A 12,717-nucleotide genomic window follows, 5' to 3' on the forward strand; every position below is an offset into this window, starting at 1 on the left:
GCCGCCGCGCTGACCCGCGCGTGGCCGCTCATTCGTGCTCAACACCACCAGAAAAGGGCAACCGTGGCACAGGACGTGCTGACCGACCTGAACAAGGTCCGCAACATCGGCATCATGGCGCACATCGACGCCGGCAAGACGACGACGACCGAGCGGATCCTGTTCTACACCGGCGTCAACTACAAGATGGGCGAGACCCACGACGGCGCCTCGACCACCGACTGGATGGAGCAGGAGAAGGAACGCGGCATCACGATCACCTCCGCCGCGGTGACCTGCTTCTGGAACGACAACCAGATCAACATCATCGACACCCCCGGGCACGTCGACTTCACCGTCGAGGTGGAGCGCAGCCTGCGTGTGCTCGATGGCGCGGTCGCCGTCTTCGACGGCAAGGAGGGCGTGGAGCCCCAGTCGGAGACCGTGTGGCGGCAGGCTGACAAGTACAACGTCCCCCGCATCTGCTTCGTCAACAAGATGGACAAGCTGGGCGCGGACTTCTACTTCACCGTCGACACGATCATCAACCGCCTCAAGGCCAAGCCGCTGGTCATCCAGCTGCCCATCGGCGCCGAGAACGACTTCGAGGGCGTCGTCGACCTGGTCGAGATGCGCGCACTCACCTGGCGTGGCGAGACCGAGCTGGGCGCAGCTTGGACCACCGAGGAGATCCCCGCGGACCTCGTCGAGAAGGCCGAGAAGTACCACGCCGAGCTCATCGAGGCCGTGGCCGAGACCGACGAGGAGCTTCTCGAGAAGTACCTCGGCGGCGAGGAGATGACCGTCGCGGAGATCAAGGCCGGCATCCGCAAGCTCACGATCGCCGGCGACGCGTTCCCGGTGCTGTGCGGCTCGGCGTTCAAGAACAAGGGCGTCCAGCCCATGCTCGACGCCGTGATCGACTACCTGCCGACCCCGCTGGACGTGCCCTCGATCGACGGGCGCGACCCGAAGGACGAGGAGAAGGTCGTCGAGCGTCACGCCGACGAGAACGAGCCGTTCTCGGCGCTGGCGTTCAAGGTGGCGGCGCACCCCTTCTTCGGCAAGCTCTTCTACGTCCGGGTGTACTCCGGCAAGATGAGCTCCGGTTCCCAGGTCCTCAACGCGACCAAGGGGAAGAAGGAGCGCATCGGGAAGATGTTCCAGATGCACTCCAACAAGGAGAACCCTGTCGAAGAGGCGCACGCGGGTCACATCTACGCGTTCATCGGCCTCAAGGACGTCACCACGGGCGACACGCTCAGCGACATCAACGAGCCGGTCGTGCTCGAGTCGATGACGTTCCCGGAGCCCGTGATCTCGGTCGCGATCGAGCCGAAGACCAAGGGTGACCAGGAGAAGCTCTCCACGGCCATCCAGCGTCTGTCCGACGAGGACCCGACGTTCCAGGTCAGCCTGAACGCCGAGACCGGTCAGACCGTGATCGCCGGCATGGGCGAGCTCCACCTCGACATCCTCGTCGACCGCATGCGGCGCGAGTTCAAGGTCGAGGCGAACGTGGGCAAGCCCCAGGTCGCCTACCGCGAGACCATCCGCCGCACCGTGGAGAAGCACAGCTACACCCACAAGAAGCAGACGGGTGGGTCCGGTCAGTTCGCGAAGATCCAGATCACGCTCGAGCCCCTCGACTCCGAGGCGGGCGAGATGTACGAGTTCGTGAACGCGGTCACCGGTGGGCGCATCCCGCGCGAGTACATCCCGAGCGTCGACGCAGGTATCCAGGACGCGATGGGCAGCGGTGTCGTGGCGGGCTACCCGATGGTCGGCATCAAGGCCACGCTCGTCGACGGCGCCTACCACGAGGTCGACTCCTCGGAGATGGCGTTCAAGATCGCCGGCACGATGGCGCTCAAGGAGGCCGTCCGCCTCGCGGACCCGTGCCTGCTCGAGCCGATCATGGACGTCGAGGTGCGTACGCCCGAGGAGTACATGGGCGACGTGATCGGCGACGTGAACTCGCGCCGCGGTCAGATCCAGTCGATGGACGACGCGACCGGCGTCAAGGTCATTCGCGCGCTGGTGCCGCTGTCGGAGATGTTCGGCTACATCGGTGACCTGCGGTCGCGGACCCAGGGTCGTGCGGTGTACTCGATGCAGTTCAGCAACTACGCGGAGGTCCCCCGGAACGTCGCCGAGGAGATCGTCGCGAAGACTCGCGGCGAGTAGGGCCAGCGCCCTACCCGCCGGGGGACGCCGTCGGACCAGTGCTGACGGCGTCCCGTACCAACCAAGATCAATCCAGTCGTAGGATCTACAAGGCCCACACTCCGGCAAGCCCGCCGGGAGATGGACACAACACCTACCCGAGTTCCAGGAGGAACCCACAGTGGCGAAGGCCAAGTTCGAGCGGACCAAGCCGCACGTCAACATCGGCACCATCGGTCACGTCGACCACGGCAAGACCACGCTGACGGCGGCCATCACCAAGGTGCTGGCGGACAAGTACCCCGACCTGAACACGTTCACCCCGTTCGACCAGGTCGATAACGCTCCTGAGGAGCGTCAGCGCGGTATCACGATCAACGTCTCGCACGTCGAGTACCAGACCGAGAAGCGCCACTACGCGCACGTCGACGCGCCGGGTCACGCCGACTACATCAAGAACATGATCACCGGTGCTGCTCAGATGGACGGCGCGATCCTCGTGGTCGCCGCCACCGACGGCCCGATGGCGCAGACCCGCGAGCACGTGCTGCTCGCCCGCCAGGTCGGTGTCCCCTACCTGCTGGTCGCGCTGAACAAGTCCGACATGGTCGACGACGAGGACATCCTCGAGCTCGTCGAGGTCGAGGTGCGCGAGCTCCTCACCAGCCAGGAGTTCGACGGCGACAACGTTCCGGTCGTGCGCGTCTCGGGCCTCAAGGCTCTCGAGGGCGACCCGGAGTGGGTCAAGTCGGTCGAGGACCTCATGGAGGCCGTCGACGAGAACGTCCCGGACCCGGTCCGCGACATCGACAAGCCCTTCCTCATGCCGATCGAGGACGTCTTCACGATCACCGGTCGTGGCACCGTCGTCACCGGTCGCGTCGAGCGCGGCAAGCTCAACGTGAACGAGGAGGTCGAGATCGTCGGTATCAAGACCACCGCGATCAAGACCACCGTCACCGGCGTCGAGATGTTCCGCAAGCTGCTCGACTACGCCGAGGCCGGCGAGAACGTCGGTCTGCTCCTGCGCGGCACCAAGCGCGAAGAGGTCGAGCGCGGCCAGGTCGTCGTGAAGCCGGGTTCGATCACGCCGCACACCAACTTCGAGGCCCAGGTCTACATCCTGGCCAAGGACGAGGGTGGGCGTCACAACCCGTTCTACTCGAACTACCGCCCGCAGTTCTACTTCCGCACCACCGACGTCACCGGCGTCATCACGCTGCCCGAGGGCACCGAGATGGTCATGCCTGGTGACAACACCGAGATGTCGGTCGAGCTGATCCAGCCGATCGCCATGGAGGAGGGCCTCGGCTTCGCCATCCGTGAGGGTGGTCGCACCGTCGGCTCCGGCCGTGTGGTCAAGATCCTCAAGTGATCTCCGCCGGGCCTGAGCCCGGCACCCCGCGAAGGGCCCGTCGACCTCGGTCGGCGGGCCCTTCGCCGTACTCAGGCGGCCGCGGCGGGCAGGTGGACGCTCGCGCTCATGCCGCCGTCCACCCGAGCGTCCAGGGTGAGCGTGCCGCCGTGGGCCCGGGTGATGCTCGAGACGATCGCCAGACCCAGGCCGACGCCGGCTGCGGCGTCGTCGCGGACGCGCTCGGAGCCACGCTGGAACGGCTCGGTCAACGTCGACAGGCGCCGGGGGTCGAGCACCTCGCCCGTGTTGGCGACCGTAAGGACCGCCGACTGCGCGTAGCGCGCCACCGTCACCCACACCGTGCCGCGGCCGGGGAGGTTGTGCACGATCGCGTTGTGCACGAGGTTCGTCGTGAGCTGGAGCAGGAGCGAGCGGGACCCGGTGGTCGCGGCGAGCTCGCCCGAGGCCTCGATGGTGATCCCGCGCCGCTCCGCCAGCGGCAGCAGCAGCTCCACCGCTTCCTCGGCGACCAGGGAGAGGTCGAGGGGCTCCCGTTCGACGGGCTTGCCGTCGGTCCGGCTGAGCAGCAGCAACGCCTCGGTGAGCGCGATGGCGCGGGCGTTGACCGCGTGGAGGCGTTCGACGAGCACCTCCACGTCCCGGTCGGGGTCGGTCCGGGCGACCTCCAGCATCGCCTGCGTGATGGCGAGCGGGGTGCGGAGCTCGTGCGAGGCGTTGGCGGCGAAGCGCTGCTGCTCGGCCACCTGGGCCTCGAGGCGGCCCAGCATCGAGTCGAAGACGTCGGCGAGCTCGCGGAACTCGTCCTGGGGGCCGGGCAGCCGGATCCGGTGGCTGAGCGACCCGGTCGCCGCCAGGCGGGTGGCCGCGGTGATCCGGGTGAGCGGCGCGAGCATCCGCCCGGCGAGGACCCAGCCGCCGAGCAGGCCTCCGAGCAGCAGGCATCCCATGGCGACGCTCGCTCGCGGAAGGAACGCGTCGACGAGGTCGGAGCGGTTGGGCACGAAGGGGCCCCTGGTGTTGATCGGACCGTCGGGCACGTACCGGAGCAGGAACAGCCACACGACCGCGAGCAGCAGCGCGCCGGTCAGCGTGACGAATCCCGCGTAGCTCAGCGTGAGCTTTCCCCGCACGCTGAGACCGGGCGCCCTAGCCACCCCTGCGCCCGGCCACCGGTTCCTCGATGCGGTAGCCCACGCCGGGAACCGTCGCGATGACCCACGGCTCACCGAGCCGCTTCCGCAGCGCGGAGACGGTGATCCGCACGGCGTTCGTGAACGGGTCGGCGTTCTCGTCCCACGCGCGCTCCAGCAGCGCCTCGGCGCTGACGACCCCGCCCTCGGCAGCGACCAGCACCTCGAGCACGGCGAACTGCTTCCTCGTCAGAGCCACGTAACGGCCGTCCCGGTAGACCTCGCGCCGGAACGGGTCCACCCGCAGCCCGGCGATCTCGCGCACGGGTGGTCGGGCGTGCGTGCTCCTGCGGTCGAGCGCACGGAGCCTGAGCACGAGCTCCTGCATGGCGAACGGCTTGGTGAGGTAGTCGTCGGCGCCGAGGCCGAAGCCGGTGGCCTTGTCGTCCAGCCGGTCAGCGGCCGTGAGCATGAGGATCGGGGTGCCGCTCCCGGACGCGACGATGCTCGCCGCGACCTCGTCCCCGGAGGGCCCCGGGATGTCGCGGTCCAGCACGGCGACGTCGTAGCGGTTGAGGGCCAGCAGCTCCAGGGCCGAGTCGCCGTCGCCGGCGGTGTCGGCGGCGATCGCCTCCAGGCGCAGCCCGTCGCGGATGGCCTCGGCCAGGAACGGCTCGTCCTCGACCACCAGCACCCGCATGCTGCGAGATCCTACGAGGCGGCGTATATCGGCGGCGTATCGAGAACCGCGTACGGTCCGGCAACACCCTCGCGTGTGCCATGGACGCATGGAGAGAACCACCGCATCGTCCACGCGAGCTCGCGACAGATCGAGGTGGGCCGCCGTCATCGGCCTCGCGACCGCAGCGGCGGCCATCGGGTTGGCGGGCTGCCAGGCGGCGTCGCCGATGCACGACCGCGACCCCGGCGGCGAGGGTGCCACCACCACGACCACCGCGACCGCCGACGGGATCATCGACACCTCCGACGGCGTGCTGCCCGCAGGCGTGTCCGTGCGCGACGACTCCTATCCCGGGGTCGCGCGGCTGGCCCCCGACCTTCTCGAGGCGCTTCGGCTCGCTGCCGCGGACGCGGGCGCCGACGGGGTCGCGGTGCACGTCACCAGCGGGTGGCGGTCCGCGGAGTACCAGGACCAGCTGCTGCGCGAGGCAATCGTGGAGCACGGATCCGCCGCGGAGGCCGCCCGCTGGGTCGCCACGGCGGAGACGTCGGCGCACGTGTCGGGGGACGCCGTCGACATCGGTCCCTACGACGCCATCTCCTGGATGCAGCAGCACGGGGAGGGCTACGGGCTCTGCCAGATCTACGGCAACGAGGCATGGCACTACGAGCTGGTGCCCGAGGCGGTCGACGAGGGCTGCCCACCCCCGTACACCGACCCCACCCAGGATCCGCGGCTGCACGGCTGACACCGCGCCGCCCACCCCGGTCGCGCCGCCCACTCCGGCTGTGCGCACGGCCAGGTAGTACGTTCCAGCCGAGGTAGTACCTGGCACAGTGCTACCTGGGGCAAGGAGTGCTACCTCGAGGTTGTGCGCGGGAGAAGGATGGTCGGTCCCTGCAGCAGTGGCCGCGGCGTGAGCGCCACCCGCGTGGATGGCGGGAACTTCGACAACATCCACATCGCCGCGGCCCGGCGGTCCTTGAGCCGATCCTTCATCACTCGATGTACCGCGACGCCGGTGCTCGCGATGGCGTCTTCCCGGACCTTCTCTGCGGCGATCGCCCGGACGATGCTCTGCGGCTCGTTGCCATACTTGTCGACGCCGTCGTACTCGAACGTGACGGCACGGCTGGACCAGTCCTCGGCGGACTTCAACCACGCCAGATCGCTGAAGTAGGTGGCTCCGTCGATGGACTGCTCCCACTCGAGAACCGGTTCGGGGAGCCCGATCGACAGCGCGAGCCAACGCAGCTGTGATTCCCGTGCTGAGCCGGCGAGCCCGTTCGCGTATGTCAGAACCTCCCTCGCTCGAACGACGTTGCGCCCGGGCCCGATGCCTTGCAGAAGTGCCGTGAGGTGATCGAGCAGCACGGCCTGTCGGGCGAGTGAATCCTCTCGGCGGAACTTGTCGACGTGCGCGAGAGCCTTGAGCGCTGAGTCGACGGTGATGAGCGCGTTCATCGGGGACAGACTGCGTGCGCAGTCGATGATCGTCGTGTCCTCGCGCACAACGGGGAGCCCTGCCACCTCGACGATGTCCGACGGTGTCAGTGCGGGCCGTGCATGCCTGCGGATGTCGCTCTGGCGGGCGCTGCTCGGCTTGGGGATCTGGACGATCTCCACGGTGCCCGGATCGACCGGGCACTCCCAGCCGAAGAGGTTGGCGGCCGTCGCGTGGCTGAACGCGTACAGACCGGTGAGCCGCTTGCTCACGGCGACGCACCTGGCCAGGTTCTGTTGGCGAGCCCGTTGCCACACGGGCGTGGCCGGCCCAGGTGGCGCGTATGCCCCACGGCGTACGCGCTCGATCTCGCCGGTACGCGCCAGCTCTCGCAGCGCTTGGTAGCCGTACTCCTGGGCGGTCAGGACGTGCGGCAGGTTCGGCGGACGCATCGGCGCAGTCTCCACCGGAAGGCGCGGCCGCCGGGGGTTCCGAACCGGGGTGCTGTGGACACGCGCGCATCAGGACCGGCCTGTGGACAACCGCAGCTGCCGAACCAAGCCGAGCCCTGAGCCGAGCGGACACGACCGCGACTCGGCGCCAGGTAGCACGGTCCAGCCGAGGTAGCACCGTGCGCAGTGCTACCTCGGCTGGAGCGTGCTACCTCGGCCGATGTGGGCAGCGCGTGGCAGCCCGATGACGGCTCCAGGCGGGGCGCAGGTGGGTGGCAGGGTGAGGGCCAGCGGCCCGGGTGGGCGGAGTCACAGGGGCAGGTTCGGCACCCGACTTGGGATCGGGCGGATGGTGTGGCAAACTAGTCCGGTTGCCTCGTCCAGAGGTGGGGTTTCGTGCGGCTCGGAAGCGAGTCCGCGATGGAGCCGCCTGGGAGCGAGAGCAACCGCCGGTCTGCTGGACTGGCACGGCACGCCACAGGTTGGTAGCCGAGGCCAGACAGCGAACCACCACAGTCCATCCCGACCACCCTCGCAGGTGCGCAAGCACAGGGCGAGAGGCACGGATGTGCCGCGCAGCAGTATGAGAACCAAGCGCGACACGCCCGAGCGCGGGGGTCGGTCGGAGCGGTACGAAGAGAGAGACACATACGACGCCATGGCGGGACAGAAGATCCGCATCCGGCTCAAGTCCTACGACCACGAGGTCATCGACAGCTCGGCGCGCAAGATCGTCGACACGGTGACTCGCGCTGGTGCGACGGTCGTGGGCCCGGTGCCGTTGCCGACGGAGAAGAACGTGTTTTGCGTCATTCGTTCGCCGCACAAGTACAAGGACAGCCGCGATCACTTCGAGATGCGGACCCACAAGCGGCTGATCGACATCATCGACCCGACGCCGAAGGCCGTGGACTCGCTCATGCGTCTCGACCTGCCGGCTGACGTCAACATCGAGATCAAGCTGTAGAGGTTCGTCTCATGACTTCAACTACCACGTCCGAGCGCGCCGTCAAGGCGCTGCTGGGCACCAAGCTCGGCATGACCCAGGTGTGGGACGAGGCCGGTCGGCTTCGTCCCGTCACGGTGATCGAGGTCGGCAGCAACGTCGTCACCCAGGTCAAGTCCCCGGAGACCGACGGCTACAGCTCGGTCCAGCTCGCCTACGGCCAGATCGACCCGCGCAAGCTCACGCAGCCGCTGCGCGCCCGGTTCGACGCCGCCGGCATCACCCCGCGTCGCCACCTCGCCGAGGTGCGCACCTCGGACGCCGCTGAGTACAGCGTCGGCCAGGAGCTGACCGCGGAGCTGTTCGAGGCCGGAGCGGTCGTCGACGTCGTCGGCACCACCAAGGGCAAGGGCACCGCCGGTGTCATGAAGCGCCACGGCTTCCACGGTGTCGGCGCCTCCCACGGTGCGCACCGCAACCACCGCAAGCCCGGCTCGATCGGTGGCGCCTCGACGCCGTCGCGCGTGTTCAAGGGTCTGCGGATGGCCGGCCGCATGGGCCACGACCGCCAGACCACCCAGAACCTCACGATCCACAGCGTCGACCTCGAGAAGGGCTACCTCCTCGTCGTCGGCCCGGTGCCCGGCCCGCGTGGCGGCATCGTCGTGGTCAAGACCGCTTCCAAGGGGGCCCAGCGATGACCGCCGTCGACATCCTCGACGCCAAGGGCAGCAAGTCCGGCACCGTCGATCTGCCTGCTGAGATCTTCGACGTCCAGGCGAACGTCCCGCTGATCCACCAGGTCGTCGTCGCGCAGCTCGCTGCGGCGCGCCAGGGGACGCACAAGACCAAGAACCGCGGCGAGGTCCGCGGTGGTGGCAAGAAGCCCTACCGCCAGAAGGGCACCGGCCGCGCCCGTCAGGGCTCGACCCGTGCGCCGCAGTTCGCCGGCGGTGGCGTCGTCCACGGACCGGTCCCGCGCGACTACAGCCAGCGGACCCCCAAGAAGATGAAGGCCGCTGCGCTCCGCGGCGCCCTGTCCGACCGCGCACGCGGCGGCAAGGTGCACGTCGTGGCCTCCTTCGTCCAGAACGAGGCTCCTTCGACGGCGGACGCACTCGCGACGCTCTCGGCACTGGCCACCTCGCGCCACGTGCTCGTCGTCGTCTCGCGAGGCGATGAGATCACCTGGAAGAGCCTGCGCAACGTCCCGAGCGTGCACCTGCTGCACCCGGACCAGCTCAACACCTACGACGTGCTCGTCTCCGACGACGTCGTGTTCACCTCGGACGCGCTCGAGACGTTCGTCGCGGGGCCGGCCACCGGCCGTTCCGTGACCGCGTCGGCCAGCTCCGCCGAGGTCGCCGAGGAGGACGCCAAGTGAGCACCATCAAGCACCCGCACGACGTCATCGTCGCGCCGGTCGTCTCCGAGAAGAGCTACAACCTCCTCGATGAGGGCAAGTACACCTTCCTGGTCGACCCCAGCGCCAACAAGACCGAGATCAAGCTCGCGATCGAGCAGATCTTCTCGGGCGTCAAGGTCGCGTCGGTGAACACGATCAACCGCAAGGGCAAGGCTCGTCGCACCCGCTTCGGCCTCGGCCGTCGTAAGGACACCAAGCGCGCCATCGTGACGCTGCGCGAGGGCACCATCGACATCTTCGGCGGAGCCGGCTGAGCCGGGCTGCGCGAGAGGTAGAGGAACAGATCAATGGGCATCCGTAAGTACAAGCCGACGACGCCGGGCCGCCGCGGCAGCTCCGTCGCCGACTTCGTCGAGATCACCCGGTCGACGCCGGAGAAGTCGCTGGTTCGACCGCTCCCGAAGTCCGGTGGCCGCAACAGCGCAGGTCGCATCACCGCCCGTCACATCGGCGGTGGTCACAAGCGCGCCTACCGGCTGATCGACTTCCGTCGTCACGACAAGGACGGCGTCCCCGCGACCGTCGCGCACATCGAGTACGACCCCAACCGCACGGCGCGCATCGCGCTGCTGCACTACGCCGACGGCGAGAAGCGCTACATCATCGCGCCGAACCGCCTCAAGCAGGGGGACCGGGTCGAGGCCGGCGCGAACGCCGACATCAAGCCCGGCAACAACCTGCCGCTGCGCAACATCCCGACCGGTACGGTCATCCACGCGATCGAGCTCCGGCCCGGTGGCGGCGCGAAGATCGCCCGTTCGGCCGGTGCGTCCGTGCAGCTCGTCGCCAAGGACGGCCCCTACGCCCAGCTGCGGATGCCCTCGGGCGAGATCCGCAACGTGGACGCCCGGTGCCGCGCCACGATCGGTGAGGTCGGCAACGCCGAGCAGAGCAACATCAACTGGGGCAAGGCCGGCCGCATGCGGTGGAAGGGCAAGCGCCCGACCGTCCGTGGTGTCGCGATGAACCCTGTCGACCACCCGCACGGTGGTGGTGAGGGCAAGACCTCCGGTGGTCGCCACCCGGTGAGCCCCTGGGGTCAGGCCGAGGGCCGCACCCGCCGTCCCAACAAGCCGAGCGACAAGCTGATCGTCCGCCGTCGCCGCAAGAAGCGCTAAGGAGCAGCCCAGACATGCCTCGCAGCCTGAAGAAGGGCCCCTTCGTCGACGGCCACCTGCAGAAGAAGGTGGACGTTCAGAACGAGAAGGGCACCAAGACCGTCATCAAGACCTGGTCCCGCCGGTCGGTCATCACCCCCGACTTCCTGGGGCACACCTTTGCGGTGCACGACGGCCGCAAGCACGTCCCGGTGTTCGTCACCGAGGCGATGGTGGGCCACAAGCTGGGCGAGTTCGCCCCCACCCGCACCTTCCGCGGGCACGAGAAGGACGACCGGAAGGCGCGGCGCCGCTGACGCGGCTGCCGTACCGACCGATACGTAGACGTCGAACAGACAAGTAAGGACACACGATGGAAGCCAAGGCGCAGGCGCGGTTCGTGCGTGTGACGCCCCAGAAGGCCCGGCGCGTGGTTGACACGATCCGGGGCAAGGGTGCGTCCGACGTGATCACGCAGCTGCGGTTCGCTCCGCAGGCGGCCGCTGAGCCGGTCCGCAAGCTGGTGGAGAGCGCGATCGCTAACGCACGCGTGAAGGCGGACCAGGCCTCGGAGCGGTTCGACGAGGGCGACCTCGTCATCGCTGAGGCGTTCGTCGACGAGGGGCCGACCCTCAAGCGGTTCCGTCCTCGTGCGCAGGGTCGTGCGAGCCAGATTCTCAAGCGCACCAGCCACATCACCGTGATCGTGGCCGATGCCAGTGGCAAGATCTCTGAAGGGGGTCGCTGACCATGGGTCAGAAAGTCAACCCGCACGGTTACCGCCTCGGTATCACGACCGACCACCGCACGCGGTGGTTCGCCGACAGCACCAAGGTCGGGCAGCGATACCGCGACTACGTGAACGAGGACGTGCAGATCCGCAAGCTCATGTCCACGGGCCTCGAGCGCGCGGGCATCGCGAAGGTCGAGATCGAGCGCACGCGTGACCGCGTCCGCATCGACCTGCACACCGCCCGCCCGGGCATCGTCATCGGGCGCCGCGGCGCCGAGGCCGACCGCCTGCGCGGTGAGCTGGAGAAGCTCACCGGCAAGCAGGTGCAGCTCAACATCCTCGAGGTCAAGAACCCTGAGGTCGACGCCCAGCTGGTCGCGCAGGGCATCGCCGAGCAGCTCGCCTCGCGCGTCTCGTTCCGTCGTGCGATGCGCAAGGGCATCCAGTCGGCTCAGCGCGCCGGTGCCAAGGGCATCAAGGTGCAGGTCGCCGGCCGCCTCGGTGGCGCGGAGATGAGCCGCCAGGAGTTCTACCGCGAGGGTCGGGTGCCGCTGCACACGCTCCGCGCGAACATCGACTACGGCTTCTTCGAGGCCCGCACCACCTTCGGCCGCATCGGCGTGAAGGTCTGGGTCTACAAGGGCGACATGACCGAGCGCGAGTACGCGCAGCAGCAGGCGACTGCCGCTCCGCGTCAGCGCCGCAACGACCGTGGCGAGCGTGGCGGAGCCGGCGGTGCGCGCGGCCCTCGTCGCGAGGACGCCGCTCCCGCAGCTGCGCAGGAGTCCGCTCCGGCAGAGGACGTCGTCACGGCGTCCGCCCCGGCAGTGACCGCTGCCCCGACGTCAGAGACGGAGGCCTGAGCCATGCTCATCCCCCGGCGGACCAAGCACCGCAAGCAGCACCACCCGAAGCGCACCGGTCAGGCATCGGGCGGCACCACGATCTCCTTCGGCGACTACGGCATCCAGGCCATCGAGCCCGCCTACGTCACCAACCGGCAGATCGAGGCCGCGCGTATCGCGATGACCCGTCACATCAAGCGTGGCGGAAAGGTCTGGATCAACATCTTCCCGGACCGCCCGCTCACCAAGAAGCCGGCTGAGACCCGCATGGGTTCCGGCAAGGGTTCACCCGAGTGGTGGATCGCCAACGTCAAGCCCGGCCGGGTCATGTTCGAGCTGGCCGGTGTCGATGAAGAGCTTGCTCGCGAGGCCATGCGCCGCGCGCAGCACAAGCTCCCGATGAAGACGCGGTTCGTGAGCCGCGAAGGTGGTGAGTGAG

General features: G+C 68.6%; 15 protein-coding genes. 12 read left to right on the top strand and 3 right to left on the bottom strand.

Annotated elements, in window-relative coordinates; translation table 11 throughout:
* Positions 1 to 63: 63 nt before the first annotated feature.
* Both fusA and tuf read left to right on the top strand, forming a co-directional pair.
* Positions 64 to 2,166: an elongation factor G gene (fusA, locus tag GPA04_RS10440; protein ID WP_156224025.1), complete on the top strand. Its 2,103-nt coding sequence runs from the start codon at positions 64 to 66 to the stop codon at positions 2,164 to 2,166.
* A gap of 160 nt (positions 2,167 to 2,326) precedes the next feature.
* Positions 2,327 to 3,520 carry an elongation factor Tu gene (gene tuf, locus GPA04_RS10445; protein ID WP_156224026.1) on the top strand — a complete coding sequence of 398 codons (1,194 nt, stop codon included), beginning with the start codon at positions 2,327 to 2,329 and terminating at the stop codon, positions 3,518 to 3,520.
* Positions 3,521 to 3,591: 71 nt separating this feature from the next.
* On the opposite strand, the gene GPA04_RS10450 is transcribed toward tuf, so the two are convergent.
* Complete coding sequence (locus GPA04_RS10450; RefSeq protein ID WP_277754299.1) at positions 3,592 to 4,653, bottom strand: sensor histidine kinase; 1,062 nt, start codon at positions 4,651 to 4,653, stop codon at positions 3,592 to 3,594.
* Between the two features lie 16 nt (positions 4,654 to 4,669).
* Positions 4,670 to 5,353, bottom strand: a complete 684-nt coding sequence (locus GPA04_RS10455; RefSeq protein WP_156224028.1) for a response regulator transcription factor — start codon at positions 5,351 to 5,353, stop codon at positions 4,670 to 4,672.
* A gap of 88 nt (positions 5,354 to 5,441) precedes the next feature.
* On the opposite strand from GPA04_RS10455, the gene GPA04_RS10460 reads away from it, so the two are divergent.
* A complete protein-coding gene (locus GPA04_RS10460; protein WP_156224029.1) occupies positions 5,442 to 6,083 on the top strand; it encodes a D-alanyl-D-alanine carboxypeptidase family protein in 642 nt (213 codons plus the stop codon).
* Between the two features lie 110 nt (positions 6,084 to 6,193).
* Here the strand turns inward: GPA04_RS10460 and GPA04_RS10465 are convergent, their stop codons facing one another.
* Positions 6,194 to 6,961 carry a hypothetical protein gene (locus GPA04_RS10465; protein WP_156224030.1) on the bottom strand — a complete coding sequence of 256 codons (768 nt, stop codon included), beginning with the start codon at positions 6,959 to 6,961 and terminating at the stop codon, positions 6,194 to 6,196.
* Positions 6,962 to 7,889: 928 nt separating this feature from the next.
* Here GPA04_RS10465 and rpsJ point away from each other — a divergent pair.
* From rpsJ to rplP, 9 genes are read left to right on the top strand one after another with little or no spacing between them, the layout of a single operon-like run.
* Positions 7,890 to 8,198 carry a 30S ribosomal protein S10 gene (gene rpsJ / locus GPA04_RS10470; RefSeq protein ID WP_015883628.1) on the top strand — a complete coding sequence of 103 codons (309 nt, stop codon included), beginning with the start codon at positions 7,890 to 7,892 and terminating at the stop codon, positions 8,196 to 8,198.
* 11 nt (positions 8,199 to 8,209) lie between these two features.
* Entirely contained in the window at positions 8,210 to 8,878 is a 669-nt protein-coding gene (gene rplC, locus GPA04_RS10475; protein ID WP_156224031.1) for a 50S ribosomal protein L3, read from the top strand.
* Positions 8,875 to 9,561, top strand: coding sequence for a 50S ribosomal protein L4 (gene rplD / locus GPA04_RS10480; RefSeq protein WP_156224032.1), 687 nt, complete (start codon positions 8,875 to 8,877; stop codon positions 9,559 to 9,561). The genes rplC and rplD overlap by 4 nt, the downstream gene beginning before the upstream one ends.
* Positions 9,558 to 9,857, top strand: a complete 300-nt coding sequence (gene rplW / locus GPA04_RS10485; RefSeq protein ID WP_156224033.1) for a 50S ribosomal protein L23 — start codon at positions 9,558 to 9,560, stop codon at positions 9,855 to 9,857. Before rplD ends, rplW begins: the two co-directional genes overlap by 4 nt.
* A gap of 33 nt (positions 9,858 to 9,890) precedes the next feature.
* Positions 9,891 to 10,721: a 50S ribosomal protein L2 gene (gene rplB / locus GPA04_RS10490; RefSeq protein WP_156224034.1), complete on the top strand. Its 831-nt coding sequence runs from the start codon at positions 9,891 to 9,893 to the stop codon at positions 10,719 to 10,721.
* Between the two features lie 14 nt (positions 10,722 to 10,735).
* Complete coding sequence (rpsS, locus tag GPA04_RS10495) at positions 10,736 to 11,017, top strand: 30S ribosomal protein S19 (RefSeq protein ID WP_156224035.1); 282 nt, start codon at positions 10,736 to 10,738, stop codon at positions 11,015 to 11,017.
* A gap of 56 nt (positions 11,018 to 11,073) precedes the next feature.
* Positions 11,074 to 11,448, top strand: coding sequence for a 50S ribosomal protein L22 (rplV, locus tag GPA04_RS10500; protein ID WP_156224036.1), 375 nt, complete (start codon positions 11,074 to 11,076; stop codon positions 11,446 to 11,448).
* A 2-nt stretch (positions 11,449 to 11,450) separates the two neighbouring features.
* A complete protein-coding gene (rpsC, locus tag GPA04_RS10505; RefSeq protein ID WP_156224037.1) occupies positions 11,451 to 12,296 on the top strand; it encodes a 30S ribosomal protein S3 in 846 nt (281 codons plus the stop codon).
* A gap of 3 nt (positions 12,297 to 12,299) precedes the next feature.
* Positions 12,300 to 12,716, top strand: a complete 417-nt coding sequence (gene rplP, locus GPA04_RS10510; protein ID WP_156224038.1) for a 50S ribosomal protein L16 — start codon at positions 12,300 to 12,302, stop codon at positions 12,714 to 12,716.
* Position 12,717: the final 1 nt, after the last annotated feature.

It is taken from the genome of Pseudactinotalea suaedae, assembly GCF_009733815.1.
GTDB lineage: Bacteria > Actinomycetota > Actinomycetes > Actinomycetales > Beutenbergiaceae > Pseudactinotalea > Pseudactinotalea suaedae.

Excerpts from the sequence above, each read along its gene's own strand:
- GPA04_RS10455 (WP_156224028.1), bottom strand. The coding sequence starts at position 5,353 with ATGCGGGTGCTGGTGGTCGAGGACGAGCCGTTCCTGGCCGAGGCCATC.
- GPA04_RS10460 (WP_156224029.1), top strand. The coding sequence starts at position 5,442 with ATGGAGAGAACCACCGCATCGTCCACGCGAGCTCGCGACAGATCGAGG.
- rpsJ (WP_015883628.1), top strand. The coding sequence starts at position 7,890 with ATGGCGGGACAGAAGATCCGCATCCGGCTCAAGTCCTACGACCACGAG.
- rplC (WP_156224031.1), top strand. The coding sequence starts at position 8,210 with ATGACTTCAACTACCACGTCCGAGCGCGCCGTCAAGGCGCTGCTGGGC.
- rplD (WP_156224032.1), top strand. The coding sequence starts at position 8,875 with ATGACCGCCGTCGACATCCTCGACGCCAAGGGCAGCAAGTCCGGCACC.
- rplB (WP_156224034.1), top strand. The coding sequence starts at position 9,891 with ATGGGCATCCGTAAGTACAAGCCGACGACGCCGGGCCGCCGCGGCAGC.
- rpsS (WP_156224035.1), top strand. The coding sequence starts at position 10,736 with ATGCCTCGCAGCCTGAAGAAGGGCCCCTTCGTCGACGGCCACCTGCAG.
- rplV (WP_156224036.1), top strand. The coding sequence starts at position 11,074 with ATGGAAGCCAAGGCGCAGGCGCGGTTCGTGCGTGTGACGCCCCAGAAG.
- rpsC (WP_156224037.1), top strand. The coding sequence starts at position 11,451 with ATGGGTCAGAAAGTCAACCCGCACGGTTACCGCCTCGGTATCACGACC.
- rplP (WP_156224038.1), top strand. The coding sequence starts at position 12,300 with ATGCTCATCCCCCGGCGGACCAAGCACCGCAAGCAGCACCACCCGAAG.